Here is a 15,165-nt window from a genome sequence, read left to right as displayed (position 1 = left end):
ATACGGGATATACCCACGACATCGCAATGTGTGCGTTACGATACCTGATATCGATAACCCCGACTATGCACCGTTGGGGTTAGCCACCCTGCGCCATGGCTTGAGCGAACCGGGAAACGTGCCGCTCCGGCCTGCGGCGCACTATGGTTAACGTTGTCAAAACAGCACGTTATCCGCAAAAAAATGGCGTCGATATACGACGCCATTTCAGAGACGAACAACGCGCTCGGGTCTACGACTGGCGCTTATCCTGCTTTTCGCGGACTTCACGATACCAGCGCGGGTGATGTTTCTTCGCCCAGGTCTTCGTCACCCAGCCTTCTACCATTGCGGTTATCGTGCCCTTCACCCACAGCGCAGCGTAAATATGCACCATGATCACCACAATCAGCGCCACCGCAGAGAAGGAGTGCAGCATCAGCGCGAAGCGGATAACCGGGATGGAGAAGGCCGGCGCAAAGTACGGACGCCAGATGATCACGCCGCTCACCAGCAGCAGCACCAGGAAGATAATCGCCGCCCAGAACACGCATTTCTGGCCGAAGTTATAGCGCCCGGTGTCGCCCACTTCCTCGTTGACGACAATCTTGCGAATATTTTTCGCCCAGAAAATATCGTCCCGGTTGATCAGGTTGTGGTGCCAGTAGCGGAAGAACATGATGATGAACGAAGCAAACATAATCACGCCCACGAACGGGTGCAGAATACGCGCCAGCTGCGGGGTGCCCATGATGTGCATCAGCCAGTTGAAGGACGGGAAGAAAAAGCCCAGTCCGCTCACTGCCGCCAGCACGAAGCAGAAGGCGGTGACCCAGTGGTTGATTCGCTCCGGCGCGGTGTAGCGCACGATGGTGTCACGTCTTTTCATTTGCGCACCTCGTCTTTCTCTTCATCCAGATTGTCCTCTTCCTCTTCCGCGCGGTTCGGACCGACGCCGACGTAGTGGAAGATGCTGGCGGCGAAGGTGGCCGCAAAGCCGACCGCCGCGAGAGGCTTCCAGATCCCTTTCCAGAACTTAACCGTGGCGCTGATTTCCGGGTTCTCCGGCAGGCCGTGGTACAGGTTCGGCTTGTCGGCGTGGTGCAGCACGTACATCACGTGCGTGCCGCCAACGCCGGCCGGATCGTACAGCCCCGCATTGTCGTAGCCGCGGGTTTTCAGCTCGGCGACGCGCTCGCCCGCCAGCGTTTTCATCTCCTCTTTGGAGCCAAAGTGGATAGCGCCGGTCGGGCAGGTTTTCACGCACGCCGGCTCCTGGCCAACGTTAACGCGGTCGACGCACAGCGTGCATTTGTAGACGCGGTTGTCTTCCGGATTCAGGCGCGGCACGTTGAACGGGCAGCCGGCGATGCAGTAACCACAGCCGATGCACTGCTCGGACTGGAAGTCGACGATGCCGTTGGCGTACTGAATGATCGCCCCTTCCGCCGGGCAGGCCTTCAGGCAGCCCGGGTCGGCGCAGTGCATACAGCCATCCTTGCGGATGAGCCACTCCAGTTTGTCGTTCTGCTCCACTTCCGAGAAGCGCATCACGGTCCAGGATTTGGCGGTCAGGTCGGCGGGGTTATCGTACACCCCGACGTTGTGACCGACTTCATCCCGGATGTCGTTCCACTCGGAACAGGCCACCTGGCAGGCTTTACAGCCGATACAGGTGGTGACGTCGATAAGCTTCGCCACCTCTTCCTGGTGGTCCCGCGCGCGGGGCGCGGGGGTGAAGCCGTTAGTCGCGGAACGACGGATAATGTCTTGCGATTGATAAGCCATAATTCGTCTCCGTTACGCCTTTTCCACGTTCACGAGGAAAGCCTTGAACTCCGGCGTCTGCGTGTTCGCATCACCGACAAACGGCGTCAGGGTATTGGCGATAAACCCTTTCTTCGCCACGCCTTCGTAGCCCCAGTGAATCGGAATACCGATAGTATCGATATCCTTACCGTCCGCTTTCAGCGTGCGAATACGCTTGGTCACCACCGCCTTGGCTTTGATATAGCCGCGGTTAGAGGAGACCTTCACGGTATCGCCATGAGCGATGCCCAGCTTGTTCGCCAGCTTCTCTCCGATCTCCACGAATTGTTCCGGCTGCGCGATGGCGTTAAGCAGCGCGTGCTTGGTCCAGTAGTGGAAGTGCTCGGTCAGGCGGTAAGTGGTGCCGACGTAAGGGAATTTATCCGCTTTGCCCATCTGCTCAAGGTCGCCTTTAAAGACGCGCGCGGCCGGGTTCGAGACCACGTTCGGGTGCAGCGGGTTAGTGCCCAGCGGCGTTTCAAACGGCTCGTAGTGTTCCGGGAACGGCCCTTCCGCCATCTTATCGATAGCGAACAGACGCCCCATCCCTTCCGGCTGCATGATGAACGGTCCGACATCGCTGTCCGGCGCTGCGGCGCTGTAGTCTGGAATGTCCACGCCGCCCCACTTCGCGCCGTCCCATTTCAGGAGCTGGCGCTTCGGATCCCACGGTTTACCCTGCGGGTCCGCGGAGGCGCGGTTATACAGAATGCGGCGGTTGAGCGGCCACGCCCATGCCCAGCCCAGCGTATTGCCGAGGCCAGACGGATCGGCGTTATCGCGACGCGCCATCTGGTTGCCGTCAGGCGTCCAGCTACCGGCGAAGATCCAGCAGCCGCTGGAGGTGGTGCCGTCATCGCGCAGCTGCGCAAATGAGCTGAGCTGCTGGCCCTTCTTGACAATCACCGCCCCGGTTGCCGGGTCGATAATGTCTGCCAGCGCCTTGCCGTTGCTCTCCATCGCCACTTCTTCCGACGCTGGTTCATGCGGCGTGGCGTAGTTCCACGTCATGTTCAGCACCGGTTCCGGCGCCGGTCCGCCCTGTTCGGCGTACATCTTGCGCAGCCGTAAGAAGATACCGGCGAGGATCTCACCGTCGGTGGTCGCAATCCCCGGGGCGTCCGCGCCTTTCCAGTGCCACTGCAGCCAGCGGCCGGAGTTGACGATAGAACCGTTCTCTTCGGCGAAGCAGGTGGACGGCAGGCGGAACACTTCGGTCTGGATTTTTGTCGGATCGACGTCGTTCGACTCCCCGTGGTTTTGCCAGAAGGTGGATGTTTCGGTGTTGAGCGGGTCGATGGTCACCAGGAACTTCAGCTTCGACAGCGACGCGACAACCTTGTTTTTGTTCGGGAACGAGGCTACCGGGTTAAAGCCCTGGCAGATATAGCCGTTCACTTTGCCCTGGTTCATCATCTCGAAGTATTGCAGGACGTCGTAGCCCTTATCCCACTTCGGCAGCCAGTCAAAGCCCCAGCTGTTTTCCGCCGTGGCTTTATCGCCAAAGAAGGCCTTCATCATGGAGACGAAGAATTTCGGGTAATTACCCCAGTAGTTCACCTGGTCCTTCAACAGCGGTTTCGGCGTGTTGGCGGCGAGGTAGGTTTGCAGGTCAGTCTGTTTCTCGCTCGGCAGCGTCATATAGCCAGGCAGGCTCTGCGACAGCAGCCCCAGGTCGGTGAGACCCTGAATATTGGAGTGGCCGCGCAGGGCGTTTACGCCACCGCCCGCCATGCCCATATTGCCGAGCAGCAGCTGGATCATCGCCATGGTGCGAATGTTCTGCGCGCCGATGGAGTGCTGCGTCCAGCCCAGCGCGTACAGGAATGACGCGGTTTTATCGTGCGCGCTGGTTTCCGCGATGTACTCGCAGACTTTGAGGAAGTCAGCTTTTGGCGTTCCGCAGATGTTTTCGACAACTTCCGGCGTATAGCGGGAAACGTGCTGCTTCAGCAGGTTCCATACGCAGCGCGGATGCTGCAGCGTGGTATCGCGTTTGGCAAAGCCGTTTTCATCCAGCTCATAGTTCCAGGACGTTTTATCGTACTTGCGGGCTTCGGCGTCGTAGCCGCTGAACAAACCGTCTTCAAAGCTGTAATCTTCACGCACGATCAGGCTGGCGTTGGTATAGGCTTCGGTATATTCACGGTTGATTTTTTCATTGTTCAGCAGGTACAGGATGACGCCTGACAGGAAGGTAATGTCAGTACCGGAACGAATTGGGGTATAGAAATCAGCCACCGCCGCGGTACGCGTAAAGCGCGGATCGATCACAATCAGCTTCGCGCCGTTGTGAATCTTGGCTTCCATCGCCCAGCGGAATCCAACCGGGTGTGCTTCAGCGGCGTTGCCGCCCATCACCACCACGAGATTGGCGTTTTTGATGTCGACCCAGTGGTTGGTCATCGCACCGCGACCAAATGTTGGAGCAAGACTTGCTACCGTTGGTCCGTGTCAGACGCGCGCCTGGTTGTCGACCGCGAGCATACCGAGCGCGCGGGTAAATTTCTGGGTTAAATAACCGGTTTCGTTACTGGAGGCGGAGGCGCACAGCATACCGGTGGTCAGCCAGCGGTTGACGGTGGTGCCTTCGCTATTCTGCGCGACAAAGTTGGCGTCTCGGTCCTCTTTCATCAGCTTAGCGATGCGGTCGAACGCTTCATCCCAGCTGATTTGCTGCCATTTATCGGAGCCTGGCGCACGGTATTCTGGAAATTTCAGGCGACTTTCGGAGTGGATAAAGTCCACCAGTCCGGCCCCTTTAGGGCAGAGCGCGCCACGGTTGACCGGATGGTCCGGGTCACCTTCGATATGGAAGATAGACGCTTTGGCATTTTTTGCGCCGTCGCCGAGGCTGTACATTAACAGCCCACAGCCAACGGAACAGTAAGTGCAGGTGTTACGGGTTTCGCGGGTGCGCAGCAGCTTGTACTGCCGTGTTTCCGCGAGCGCTAAACCGGGCGCAAAGCCCAGCGCCGCCGCCGTGGTTCCTGCCATACCGCCAGCGCAGATCTTAAAGAACTGCCTTCTGCTGACCTGCATGGTTTGCTCCTTGTTTCGACATTGTCACGTATAGTTATTTGCTTTGCGGTAAGAGCCGCAAAGGTTCAGAATTAGGGGTAATTTCCCTCGTTCCCGAAGGGATATAAACAGAATACCACATTGTGTGTATGCCTGTTCCAATACGGTTAAGACAAAGTGAACAAGAAGCCTCTTGAACAAATCGAAAATGTGATTGATATCACAGGTTATCGCCAGGTATCGCTCTGGAAGCGCCAAAATTTGCAACATCCTCAGCCAGACGAGTTAGCTGAAGAGGTACCCGTTGCGCTGGTCTATAACGGCATCTCGCACGTGGTGATGATGGCGACGCCGAAAGACCTGGCGCAGTTCGCCGTCGGCTTTTCCTTATCCGAAGGGATTATCGAAAACCGGGGCGAGATTTATGGTATGGACGTCATTCAGGCCTGTAACGGCCTGGAAGTGCAAATCGAGCTTTCCAGCCGCCGCTTTATGGGGCTGAAAGAGCGCCGTCGCGCGCTAGCCGGGCGCACCGGCTGTGGCGTATGCGGCGTTGAGCAGCTCAACGATATCGGCAAGCCCGTACAGCCGCTACCCTTTACCCAAGCGTTCGATCTGGCGAATCTCGATCGCGCGTTGGCGCACCTGCATGATTTTCAGCCGATAGGCCGCCTTACCGGCTGTACTCATGCCGCGGCCTGGGTTAGTCCTTCCGGCGAGCTCGCGGGCGGCCATGAAGATGTTGGTCGCCACGTGGCGCTGGACAAACTGCTGGGACACCGCGCGGAGTCAGAAGGCGCCTGGCAGAACGGCGCGGCACTGGTCTCCAGCCGCGCCAGCTATGAGATGGTGCAGAAGGCAGCTATGTGCGGGGTGGAAATCCTCTTTGCGGTCTCTGCCGCGACCACGCTGGCGGTTGACGTTGCCGAGCGCTGTAACCTGACGCTGGGGGGATTCTGCAAGCCGGGCAGGGCGACCGTTTACACGCATCCGCAGCGGTTAATCGCGGGTTAAATTTAAGTCAATTTTTTTGAATGATGACAGCAAATCCTTCCGCTTTATGTTTGGCGATGTGCGAGCTACTATTTATCACATCAAGGCACGGCGCCTTATTCAAACAACTAACGTAAAGGGTTTATATCATGAAAAGCATCAAAACTTTTGTCGCAGTTATCGCTCTGGCCGCTTCTTTTGGTTCCTTCGCTGCGGAAACCGTGACCGCAACCGCCGCAACGATGGACGGTGCGGAAGCGAAAATCGCCGCTCAGGCCCAGGCCGCAGGCGCATCGTCTTACAAAATTACCGAAGCGTTTACCGGTAACCGCGTGCACATGACTGCGGAACTGAATAAATAAGCGTAAAGCTACTGTCGAAAGAGCGCCCAAGGGGCGCTTTTTTTGTATCTAAGATTTATTCCCCGGGGGCTTAACGCTGGCACCTTTGCTATGAGGGGCGGCAATATCAGAATCAAAACAGGTTGAATGCAGTTTTGCGCCTGGGCCCATACAAGAAGGCAGGTAATAGATGAGAATGTCGTGAACCTTCCTAACGCAAAAAAATGCGCTATTTATCACATTTCCGCCTTTTCATTATCGCTGGGCTTAAAGGTGAAAAGGGGCAGCCCGCCGGCGAAATTATCTCCTCAAGTAACCTGATGATCTAAAAGAAAATAAAAAGAGAACTGTTAAGACGATCTCATTTTATAAAAGAGATTTTGATCACAAAAGTCAGGCTAATAAAACCACTGTCAATATTAGGCTGGCAGAGATTTATCAGCATATTGTGATCTCCCTTGCAAATAATGCCCTTGAACTCAGGGAAAAATGTGGGCAAGCAAAACAGCGGAGATGGGCAATGAAAATTGGCATTGTTATTAGCGGCGGCGATGTTTCAGGAATTAATAATTTTATATTCCAGATCGCCAGACTGGCGAATGCCGATATCACTATTTTTAATGGTGGAATTCCCGGGCTGTTGGATAAAAACCATCAGGAGGTGGCCTGGCGGGATCTGGTCGATTTCTCCATTGCCTCAATTCCGATCATTACCTCCGGGCGCACCAGCCGTCGATTGCTGCGTAGTGAATATGAAACAATAGCCAAAAAAATTAAATCACTGCGCATTGATGTGCTGATTATGGCTGGCGGCGACGGTAGCCTGCAGTTTCTCAATACGCTGAGTGAATTTGATATCAATTGCTTTGGCGTCGGGATGACTATCGATAATGATGTATACGGCAGTGATTATACGATTGGTTTCTCCACCGCCTGCGAGCAGATTATTAAAGAGGTTTCCCGCTTAAGAAATACCGGAAGAGCATTACCGGGCCGCGTCTTTATGGTTGAAATTCTGGGCGGGTATTGTGGAGAGCTAACGTTGCAATCCGCGATAAAAAGTAACGCCGATGTCGCCCTGATCCCGGAATCGCAGCTGCCGTTGGAAACGCTGGCCGAGCGGGTGAAGCATAAGCTGACACAGCAGAACAGCGTGGTGATCCTGTGCTCTGAAGGCTACACCAGGGAATACTCTCCCGGATTTCAGGGAGCCATTGATACCATGATTAAGCAGCTCGAACCGCAAATTGGCGTGCGTATTCGTAAAACTATCGTTGGCTACGGTTTGCGCAATGGCGATCCGACCTGCGAAGAGATTTACCAGGGCACGATTATGGCCAGTGAAGTGGTTCGTTGCATTCAGTCAGGGATGAAAAATAAAGCCATTATAATTAATTCAAGTAACAAACCTATTCCGATTGATTTAATTAGTATGAAAAAACGTCTGGTCGATACTGAAGGACATCATTATAAACTTGCCAAACAACTCAATATAATTTGAGGAGACCCTACATGCTGAAAATTCTATGCGTATGTGGCTGCGGCCTCGGTTCAAGCTTTGCCATTGAAATGACGGCGAAGGCGGTTTTAAAGAAGCTGGAGATTCCAGCACAGATTGAACATACCACTATTTCTGAAGCCGGGGCGTTTAAATCAGATATGATTCTGACGCAAAAAACCTTTGCCGATATATTAACGGCGGATGCCAGTGAGGAGGAAATTAAACGCGTAGTGGTACTGCATAAGCTGACGGATAAAGACGAAATTGAGGCAAAGATCGTCGCATTCTTAAAAGAACGTAATCTGAAGGTAGCGGACTATGAATAGCTTTGTAGAGTTTATTGTCAAAGATTTACTCGGCCAGTCATCGATATTAATTGCATTTATTGCGATGTTGGGCCTAATTTTGCAAAAAAAATCAGCGGGTAAAACGGCGGAAGGAACGTTTAAAACGCTGCTCGGTTTCTTAATTATGATGGCCGGGATCAACATTATTGTCGCCACGCTAACGTTCCTTAACGATATTTTCACGCAGGGATTTGGCATGAAAGGCTACATTACCGATGTCGCCGCTATTGCCGGATTAGCCAACCGTGAATTAGGTTCCGAAGTTGCGTTGACCCTGATGGTGATTTTTGCCGTCAATATCATTATCGCCCGCCTGACGCCGCTTAAATATATTTTTCTGACCGGCCAGGCGCTGCTGTGGATGGCGACTATCGGCGCGGTGATTGGCTATAAAGCCGGGCTGACCGGGCTTCCGCTGATTTTAACTGGCGGTATTTTCGGCGGCGTGATGGCGGTACTGATGCCTGCCCTGGCGCAACCGGTGGTCAGGCGCATCACCGGTTCCGATGACGTGGCGCTGGGGCACTTCTGCACTATCGGCTATCTGGTGCAGGCGGCGGTTGCTAAAGTGGTGGGTAAAGGATCCCGCTCAACGGAAGATCTTGAATTACCAGATAACTTTAAGTTTCTTCAGGATACCTATCTCGCGATGGCGGTAGTGATGGTGCCGATGTACCTCATTCCCGCGGTTGCGGCGGGTCCGGAATATATCGCGCAGTTCTCCAACGGCATTAACTACCTGATGTACGCCTTTATGCAGTCCATTCAGTTTGTGGCGGGGGTATTCGTTCTCTACAGCGGCGTGCGTCTGTTGCTCAACGAGCTGGTGCCGGCATTTCGCGGGATTGCGATGCGCATTGTCCCGGACGCTAAGCCTGCGCTGGATTGCCCAGTGCTGTTCCCCTATGCGCCTAACGCGGTGATCGTCGGCTTCCTGGCGACCACCGTCGGTTCCATCATCGGCATGCTGGTGTTTCCCATGTTTGGCCTGGCGATGATCCTGCCCGGCCTGTTAACCAACTTCTTTGCCGGGGGGACGGCGGGCGTCTTCGGCAACGCGCTGGGCGGCCGCCGCGGGGCGATGATTGGCGGCGTGATCCACGGCCTGTTTATCACCTTCCTGCCCGCCATTTTGGTACCGATGCTGGAAAGCTACGGTTTTACCGGCGTCACCTTCAGCGATTCGGACGTCATTAGTTCCGGTCTGGTATTAGGCCACGCCTTCCAGAATAACTGGCTATTTGTCGCCCTGTTCATTGTTTTTGTTGCCGCACTGGCATGGTTCGTAAACGGTAAATCAGCTAAGCCGAAAGGGGAAAATGTTCATGAGTCTGTATAACTTCAACGCTATTCTGAAAATTGCGCAGGAAAGAGATTTTAAAGCCATTGGCTCATTTAATTTGCACTGTATTGAAATGCTGCCCGCCTTTTTTAAAGCGGCGCAACAAAGCGATAGCCCATTAATGATTCAAATCTCTACCGGGACTGCGGAATATCTCGGCTATCGTTTACTGGTGGATGCGGTTCGTTCATTAGCGGAAAGTGAAGACGTGCCGACCTGCCTGCACCTGGATCACTGCTCTGATATTAGCGCCATTGAAACGGCCATGGATGCCGGATTTACATCAGTGATGTACGACGGCTCCCATCTGGATCTGGAGGAGAATATCGGCAACACCCGCATCGTGGTGGAGATGGCGCGCCCGCGGAATATCACGGTAGAAGGCGAGCTGGGGGCGATCGGCGGATCGGAAGACGGCAAAGCCGTGGCCGCGGAGGATATCTGCTTCACCACGGTGGAGGACGCCAAACGCTTTGTGGAGGAGACCCGGGTGGATATGCTGGCGGTCTCCGTGGGCACGGTGCACGGCCTGTATACCGGCAAGGCGCAAATCCAGCATCAGCGGCTAAAAGAGATTAGCGCCGCGACCGGCGTGCCGTTAGTGCTGCACGGCGGTACCGGCGTCAGCGATGAAGATATGCGCCAGGCCGTCACTGAAGGCATTAACAAAGTGAATGTCGGCACTGAAATGAACGTCCAGTGGGTCGATCGCTGTAAAACCACCTTTGAAAAAGGCAAAGTGAACGACAGCGTACGCAAATTTTTAATTCCGGCGAATAACGCGGTCACCAATGTATTAATGGAAAAAATCGCTCTGTTTAAATAAAAGCTTATTTTAAACCTTATTTTGTTGCCCTGCTGTCCGTCAGGGAGGAGCTCGCTATGTTTGAATCTTTGAAAACGTTGTGGAAAAAAGAGAATCAACCCCCGCAGGATTATGACGAACAGTCCCGTCAGCTGGCGGGGGAAATAGCCAGACTGGAAGCGGAACTACAGGGCAACCCGGCTAATGGTGAAATACAGAAAGCCTTAATGCTGATGTATAACCGGGCGTTGTCGGTCTATGCCAAAAGTCATACGCATCGCGAGGAAATCGATGCGCTTTTTATACGCATTGATGAGTTACGTAACATTATTCGCCGTAATATATAGGAAGTGATAATGACGATAAAAGAACTGCTTATTGAGGCCGATGCGATTCAGGTCGGCGTCACCGAGTCCGACTGGCAGAAAGTGATCCATCTGGCGGCCAGCCCGCTGGTCGCGAAAGGGTATATCTCGGCGGATTACGGTCAGGCGGTAATCGATAATACCCTGAACCATGGCGCCTATTACGTTTTCGATGAAGGCGTCGCCATCCCCCACGCCAGGCCGGAATGCGGCGTCAGGCGCAACTGTTTTAGCCTGGTCGTGTTAGATAAGCCGATTCATTTTGCCAATAGCGAGAAGGCGGATATTGTCATTATGTTCGGCGCGCGGGACAGCAATGCCCATATTGAGGAGGGCATTCGGGCGATTATCGCCCTGCTCGATAATAACGAGACCATGGCGAAGCTGCGCGCCGCCAGCAGCAGAGAGGAGGTCGTCGCGTTGTTATGAACAGACATCTCACACCCGGCTGCAAAACGGTGATTTTAATTAACGGCATTCCCGCCTCGGGCAAAAGCACCGTCACCAGGCAGCTATCGGCAACCTTCAATCTGCCGCAGCTGACTATCGACGGTATTAAAGAGCCGTTTATGGCGTGCTTTAGCGAAATCGACAGATCTTTCAACCGGCAGCTGGGCTGCGCCGCTTATGAAGTCATCTGGTCGATCGTCGGCCACGCTCCGGCAGGCTGTATCTGGTTAATTGACGCCTGGTTTGGTTTTCAGCCGCGCGAAACGTTGCAGCGGCAGCTGCAGCTAGCAGGCGTTGAAAAGGTTCTGGAGATCTGGAACCGCATCTCGCCCGAGCTTGCGGTGTCGCGTTATGCCAGCCGGTTGCAGGATCGCAGGCCGGGGCACCCGGGCGAAGAGTATCTCCCTGAGCTGGCCCAGCTGGCGCAGCGGGCGGAACCCATGCGGCTGGGGCCGGTGTTTACCGTCGATCAGCAAAAACCGCTGGATATGGCGCCTGTTATCCGTTGGCTCGAAGTACAAATGCAGTAGGTCCTTAACTGCAGCTGCCCGGCGGCGCTTCGTTTTCGCGGCCTACAGGAATTGCGTAGTTATTTGATATTTCGGGTTTCGTAGGCCGGGTCAGGCGATACCCGCCATCCGCAGCAGCGCCGTCGCCACGGCGGCGGCGATAATCACCACGATCAGCGGCATCTTGCGCCAGGCGAGGAACACGGCCAGGCCAACGCCCAGTACCCGCGCCATCCCGGCAAAATGTTCGCCCTCGTAAAAGGTGGTCGCCAGCGCTACGGAAAAGAGCAGCACCGTTGCCGCATCGGAGAGCAGGGCCTGGGAGCGCTCGGAAAACGCCAGCCGGCTGCCGAGCTTCGCTCCGCCTAAACGCATTAAGTAGGTGCCCAGCGACAGAATCGTAATACCGGCGATAAATAGCGTCATATTGCCCATTATTTTTTCCTCGTCAGCAGGCCAAATAGCGACAGCAAAACCGGCAGGCCAACCGGTGCGAAAGGCACGGCGGCCAGCGACAGGGCCGCTCCGCTGCAGGCGCGGATCAGCGTGGTGCGGTTTTTAAAGGCTGGCACAACCAGCGCCAGCAGAATCGCCGGGAATACCGCATCGAGGCCAATGGTTTCCGGGGCCGGGAGCAGTTTGCCGACCCCCGCGCCCAGGAGCGCCCCCAACGGCCAGATCAGCGCCACGCCCAGACCGCACAGCCAGTAGGCGGCCCGCCGCTGCTCGGGGGTTTTCTGCGACAGACCAAACACTACGCTTTCATCGTTCATAATATGGCAGCCGAGGAAGCTGGCGGCGCGCTGGCCGACCAGATCGCGAACCGTCACGCCGAAGGGAATATGCCGTGCGTTAACCAGCAGCCCGGCCGCCGCCGCAGCCAGCGGGTTGCCGCCGCTGGCGACAATGCCGATAAACATAAACTCTGAAGCCCCCGCCAGGACGCAAACCGAAAGCACAAAGGGGACCCAAATCGGGAAACCATAGGCGACGGCCAGCGAGCCGTAGGACATCCCGACGATACCTACCGCGAGGCAGACTAAAACAATTGCTCTGAGGGTGTCGCCTTTAAGACTGGCGAAGTGCTGTTTCATACTCTTTAGCCATATCGAACGATTTTCCATTATAATGAACGCAACCGAATCGCATTTCAAGACGAACGAAACGTTCGTTATAAAAAACACGGAGGGCTGGATGACTCAGCCAATTAGCCTGATTGCCAAAAGCCTGGTACGTGAACGCGCGCGCACTGGCCTTTCCCTTGCTGAAGTTGCGCGGCGGGCGGGAATTGCCAAATCAACGTTATCGCAGTTGGAGTCCGGCAACGGCAACCCGAGCCTGGAAACCCTCTGGGCGCTGTGCGTGGCCCTTGATATTCCCTTTGCCCGGCTGCTGGAGCCGCAGGCCAACACCACGCAGGTGATCCGCCGCGGTGAGGGGACGAAGGTGGTCGCCGAGCAGGCAAACTATCAGGCGATTTTGCTGGCCGCCTGCCCGCCGGGCGCTCGGCGCGATATCTATCTTCTGCTGACCCAGCCGGGCGCAGACCGCATTTCCCATCCCCATCCGCCGGGTTCGGTGGAGCATATTATTGTCACCCAGGGGCGCGCGCGGGTCGGCCTGACGGAAGCGCCGGAAGAACTGAGGGAAGGCGATTACATCTGCTATCCCGCCGATCGGCAGCACGTTTTCCAGGCGCTGGAGCCGGACACCCAGGCGCTGCTGATTGCCGAGCAAAACTAAATTTAATAACATTCTGCGCATTTATTCGTAATACGCAGAATGTTATACCGTTATATATATTAATGACTCATATATTATTTTACTCCTTATAGAGCCGGGAATATCGCTTTTCCGTTTATTCTTTTTCTTCATTTTTGTTTGCTTCTGTTTCGTCTGGAAACATGGGATTGATGTCACTCTTCCACCCTTAAGTGGTTTGTATACTGCAACGGTGATATTGGGGTTAATTATGTTTCTTGAAGAACGTAGGATGTCTATTTTACGATATTTAGATGAACATGAGCGTGGTTGTGTTAATTATTTTTCTGCTTATTTAATGTTACAAAAGAAACGATTCGCAGTGATTTAAATACTCTTGCAGCGATGGGTTTGGTGCAGCGCTGTTATGGCGGAGCAATTATTTCGCGCCGTAGTTTGCAGGCGGAACTTATTTCTGAAACCGGCGATAGTTTCGAGGTGCTGCTGCAACCTCTTAATCACCGTAAATCACCAGGCGATGAGCGACAAAAAGGAAAAGTTATGCAGGGAAAGGTAGGTGTATTTGGCTCGTTCAACGTTGACATTGTGGCTAAGGTTGAACGCTTCCCGCGAGGCGGTGAGTCGCTAATGGCGCTGGGTAGCAGTCTGGGGCCGGAGGGAAGAGCAGGTCGCTTCTCTCGGTGCTATCCAGAACTTTGGCGGTTTTCTGGGAGCAGCGCTGGCGCCGGTGATCACCGGGATTATCCTTGATGCTACCGGTCAGTTCACCAATGTCTTTATTCTCGGCGGCTGCCTGCTGTTTCTTGGCGCCTGTCTCTATGGCTTCTTTGTGCGTAAGCCGCTGACGCAGTAGTTTTTTACTCAGAACAAAGCGCCGAACGACGCTTTGTCGCTGTTGCTGGACGCCATGCCCGTATTGCGGGACACTAACCGCATTCTTCCGCGAAGACAGGCATACATATGTCGCTGAAAGCCATTGCTAAAGAACTTGGGATCTCGGTAACAACCGTCAGCCGCGCGTTAAACGGCTATGACGACGTGTCGCAGGAGACGCGCGCCCGCGTGGAAGCGGAAGCCCAGCGCCGCGGATATCGACCCAACACTTTCGCGCGTCGCCTGAAGATGGGCAAAATCGACGCCGTCGGCCTCGTTTTCCCCGTGCGCCCCGCGCCGCTGAATAACAACGTCTTTCTTGAAATGGTGGGCGAAATCAGCCACGAACTGGCGCGCTACGAGATTGATTTATTGCTGATTGCCGATGATGAACAGGCCGATAAGCACGGCTATATGCGTATGGTGCAGAGCCGTCGCGTCGATGCGCTTATCGTCGCGCATACGCTGGATGACGACCCGCGTCTGATTCAACTCCTCTCCGCCGGCTTTCCTTTTCTGGCGCTGGGCCGCAGCCGCCTGCCGCAGCCCTACGCCTGGTTTGATTTCGATAACCAGGCGGGAACGTATCGCGCCACCCGCCACCTGATTAGCCAGGGGCACCGGCGCATCGCGCTGCTGAGCGAAAATAACAATCAGGCGTTTATTACCCAGCGCCGCAACGGTTATCTACAGGCGCTGCGCGAGGCGGGCCTTACTGAAACCTGGCTGCGCAGCGTGCCGCCCACCCGCCGCGGCGGGTTTCAGGCAACCATGGAACTGCTGCGCTTGCCCGAACCGCCAACGGCGATTGTCACCGATTGCAACACTCACGGCGACGGCGCAGCGATGGCCCTGTCGCAGCTTGGACGTCTTACCGGTTCCGATCGCGTCTCACTGGTGGTTTACGATGGCCTACCGCAGGACAGCATCATCGAGACCCCGGTGGGCGCGGTGGTTCAGTCCACTCGTCAGGGCGTTGGCCGCCAGATAGCCAGCATGGTCCGCCGCTTAATCGCCGGCGACGATCTGGCCTCGCTCCAGGTACTTTGGCAGCCTGAATTCATCCCCGGCGAAACCGCCTGATTTCCCGCACCTCAGATTAATTTCC

The 15,165-nt window shown here is 55.2% G+C and carries 16 protein-coding genes and 2 pseudogenes; 13 read left to right on the top strand and 5 right to left on the bottom strand.

The genetic code is table 11. The annotated features are described in order from the left end of the window. Window positions 1–232 precede the first annotated feature (232 nt). Genes fdoI through fdnG form a run of 3 tightly spaced genes read right to left on the bottom strand, consistent with a single transcriptional unit; the run spans window position 233 to window position 4,830 of the window. Window positions 233–868, bottom strand: a complete 636-nt coding sequence (gene fdoI / locus EGY08_RS14670; protein ID WP_004127119.1) for a formate dehydrogenase cytochrome b556 subunit — start codon at window positions 866–868, stop codon at window positions 233–235. Further along, a complete protein-coding gene (gene fdxH / locus EGY08_RS14665; RefSeq protein WP_004122548.1) occupies window positions 865–1,767 on the bottom strand; it encodes a formate dehydrogenase subunit beta in 903 nt (300 codons plus the stop codon). Before fdxH ends, fdoI begins: the two co-directional genes overlap by 4 nt. A 12-nt stretch (window positions 1,768–1,779) precedes the next feature. Continuing rightward, entirely contained in the window at window positions 1,780–4,830 is a 3,051-nt protein-coding gene (gene fdnG / locus EGY08_RS14660; protein ID WP_120787575.1) for a formate dehydrogenase-N subunit alpha, read from the bottom strand. 156 nt (window positions 4,831–4,986) lie between these two features. Here fdnG and fdhD point away from each other — a divergent pair, with 156 nt between their 5' ends. The 9 genes from fdhD (at window position 4,987) to EGY08_RS14610 (ending at window position 11,483) form a co-directional block, all read left to right on the top strand. Continuing rightward, the gene (fdhD, locus tag EGY08_RS14650; RefSeq protein WP_123828612.1) at window positions 4,987–5,823 is read left to right on the top strand and encodes a formate dehydrogenase accessory sulfurtransferase FdhD; all 837 of its coding nucleotides are present in this window, start codon (window positions 4,987–4,989) and stop codon (window positions 5,821–5,823) included. A 128-nt stretch (window positions 5,824–5,951) separates the two neighbouring features. Beyond that, on the top strand, window positions 5,952–6,164 hold the full coding sequence (locus EGY08_RS14645) for a YdgH/BhsA/McbA-like domain containing protein (protein WP_004127125.1): 213 nt from the start codon (window positions 5,952–5,954) through the stop codon (window positions 6,162–6,164). Between the two features lie 499 nt (window positions 6,165–6,663). After that, window positions 6,664–7,644 (top strand): 6-phosphofructokinase, encoded by a 981-nt coding sequence (locus EGY08_RS14640; protein WP_049113461.1) that lies wholly within the window; start codon window positions 6,664–6,666, stop codon window positions 7,642–7,644. A gap of 11 nt (window positions 7,645–7,655) precedes the next feature. Further along, window positions 7,656–7,970 carry a PTS sugar transporter subunit IIB gene (locus tag EGY08_RS14635; RefSeq protein WP_004127154.1) on the top strand — a complete coding sequence of 105 codons (315 nt, stop codon included), beginning with the start codon at window positions 7,656–7,658 and terminating at the stop codon, window positions 7,968–7,970. Then, on the top strand, window positions 7,963–9,330 hold the full coding sequence (locus EGY08_RS14630) for a PTS sugar transporter subunit IIC (RefSeq protein WP_123828611.1): 1,368 nt from the start codon (window positions 7,963–7,965) through the stop codon (window positions 9,328–9,330). The genes EGY08_RS14635 and EGY08_RS14630 overlap by 8 nt, the downstream gene beginning before the upstream one ends. Next, window positions 9,317–10,159 carry a class II fructose-bisphosphate aldolase gene (locus tag EGY08_RS14625; protein ID WP_032741988.1) on the top strand — a complete coding sequence of 281 codons (843 nt, stop codon included), beginning with the start codon at window positions 9,317–9,319 and terminating at the stop codon, window positions 10,157–10,159. The genes EGY08_RS14630 and EGY08_RS14625 overlap by 14 nt, the downstream gene beginning before the upstream one ends. Before the next feature lie 56 nt (window positions 10,160–10,215). Further along, window positions 10,216–10,485, top strand: coding sequence for a hypothetical protein (locus tag EGY08_RS14620; protein WP_004127160.1), 270 nt, complete (start codon window positions 10,216–10,218; stop codon window positions 10,483–10,485). 9 nt (window positions 10,486–10,494) lie between these two features. Continuing rightward, a complete protein-coding gene (locus tag EGY08_RS14615) occupies window positions 10,495–10,932 on the top strand; it encodes a PTS sugar transporter subunit IIA (protein WP_004127161.1) in 438 nt (145 codons plus the stop codon). Further along, the gene (locus tag EGY08_RS14610; protein WP_004127162.1) at window positions 10,929–11,483 is read left to right on the top strand and encodes an AAA family ATPase; all 555 of its coding nucleotides are present in this window, start codon (window positions 10,929–10,931) and stop codon (window positions 11,481–11,483) included. Before EGY08_RS14615 ends, EGY08_RS14610 begins: the two co-directional genes overlap by 4 nt. 90 nt (window positions 11,484–11,573) lie before the next feature. Here EGY08_RS14610 and EGY08_RS14605 read toward each other — a convergent pair whose 3' ends face one another. Next, on the bottom strand, window positions 11,574–11,897 hold the full coding sequence (locus EGY08_RS14605) for an AzlD domain-containing protein (RefSeq protein WP_123828610.1): 324 nt from the start codon (window positions 11,895–11,897) through the stop codon (window positions 11,574–11,576). Further along, on the bottom strand, window positions 11,897–12,556 hold the full coding sequence (locus EGY08_RS14600) for an AzlC family ABC transporter permease (RefSeq protein ID WP_004127164.1): 660 nt from the start codon (window positions 12,554–12,556) through the stop codon (window positions 11,897–11,899). The genes EGY08_RS14605 and EGY08_RS14600 overlap by 1 nt, the downstream gene beginning before the upstream one ends. Window positions 12,557–12,656: 100 nt before the next feature. Between EGY08_RS14600 and EGY08_RS14595 the strand changes: the two genes are divergently transcribed. The 4 genes and pseudogenes from EGY08_RS14595 (at window position 12,657) to EGY08_RS14580 (ending at window position 15,140) form a co-directional block, all read left to right on the top strand. After that, entirely contained in the window at window positions 12,657–13,205 is a 549-nt protein-coding gene (locus EGY08_RS14595; RefSeq protein WP_123828609.1) for a helix-turn-helix domain-containing protein, read from the top strand. A 229-nt stretch (window positions 13,206–13,434) separates the two neighbouring features. Next, a pseudogene (locus EGY08_RS14590) lies at window positions 13,435–13,847 on the top strand (DeoR family transcriptional regulator); the annotation flags it as partial. Beyond that, window positions 13,843–14,037: pseudogene (locus EGY08_RS14585) on the top strand (MFS transporter); the annotation flags it as partial. The pseudogenes EGY08_RS14590 and EGY08_RS14585, both read left to right, overlap by 5 nt. A 107-nt stretch (window positions 14,038–14,144) precedes the next feature. Then, window positions 14,145–15,140, top strand: a complete 996-nt coding sequence (locus EGY08_RS14580; RefSeq protein ID WP_004127172.1) for a substrate-binding domain-containing protein — start codon at window positions 14,145–14,147, stop codon at window positions 15,138–15,140. Window positions 15,141–15,165 lie beyond the last annotated feature (25 nt).

The organism is Klebsiella sp. FDAARGOS_511 (assembly GCF_003812845.1).
Lineage (GTDB): Bacteria > Pseudomonadota > Gammaproteobacteria > Enterobacterales > Enterobacteriaceae > Klebsiella > Klebsiella grimontii.
Note: the sequence above shows the minus strand (reverse complement) of the source record. Positions and strands in the feature narration are given on the sequence as shown.

Excerpts from the sequence above, each read along its gene's own strand:
- fdoI (WP_004127119.1), bottom strand. The coding sequence starts at position 868 with ATGAAAAGACGTGACACCATCGTGCGCTACACCGCGCCGGAGCGAATC.
- fdxH (WP_004122548.1), bottom strand. The coding sequence starts at position 1,767 with ATGGCTTATCAATCGCAAGACATTATCCGTCGTTCCGCGACTAACGGC.
- EGY08_RS14645 (WP_004127125.1), top strand. The coding sequence starts at position 5,952 with ATGAAAAGCATCAAAACTTTTGTCGCAGTTATCGCTCTGGCCGCTTCT.
- EGY08_RS14640 (WP_049113461.1), top strand. The coding sequence starts at position 6,664 with ATGAAAATTGGCATTGTTATTAGCGGCGGCGATGTTTCAGGAATTAAT.
- EGY08_RS14635 (WP_004127154.1), top strand. The coding sequence starts at position 7,656 with ATGCTGAAAATTCTATGCGTATGTGGCTGCGGCCTCGGTTCAAGCTTT.
- EGY08_RS14630 (WP_123828611.1), top strand. The coding sequence starts at position 7,963 with ATGAATAGCTTTGTAGAGTTTATTGTCAAAGATTTACTCGGCCAGTCA.
- EGY08_RS14625 (WP_032741988.1), top strand. The coding sequence starts at position 9,317 with ATGAGTCTGTATAACTTCAACGCTATTCTGAAAATTGCGCAGGAAAGA.
- EGY08_RS14620 (WP_004127160.1), top strand. The coding sequence starts at position 10,216 with ATGTTTGAATCTTTGAAAACGTTGTGGAAAAAAGAGAATCAACCCCCG.
- EGY08_RS14615 (WP_004127161.1), top strand. The coding sequence starts at position 10,495 with ATGACGATAAAAGAACTGCTTATTGAGGCCGATGCGATTCAGGTCGGC.
- EGY08_RS14610 (WP_004127162.1), top strand. The coding sequence starts at position 10,929 with ATGAACAGACATCTCACACCCGGCTGCAAAACGGTGATTTTAATTAAC.
- EGY08_RS14605 (WP_123828610.1), bottom strand. The coding sequence starts at position 11,897 with ATGGGCAATATGACGCTATTTATCGCCGGTATTACGATTCTGTCGCTG.
- EGY08_RS14600 (WP_004127164.1), bottom strand. The coding sequence starts at position 12,556 with ATGAAACAGCACTTCGCCAGTCTTAAAGGCGACACCCTCAGAGCAATT.
- EGY08_RS14595 (WP_123828609.1), top strand. The coding sequence starts at position 12,657 with ATGACTCAGCCAATTAGCCTGATTGCCAAAAGCCTGGTACGTGAACGC.
- EGY08_RS14580 (WP_004127172.1), top strand. The coding sequence starts at position 14,145 with ATGTCGCTGAAAGCCATTGCTAAAGAACTTGGGATCTCGGTAACAACC.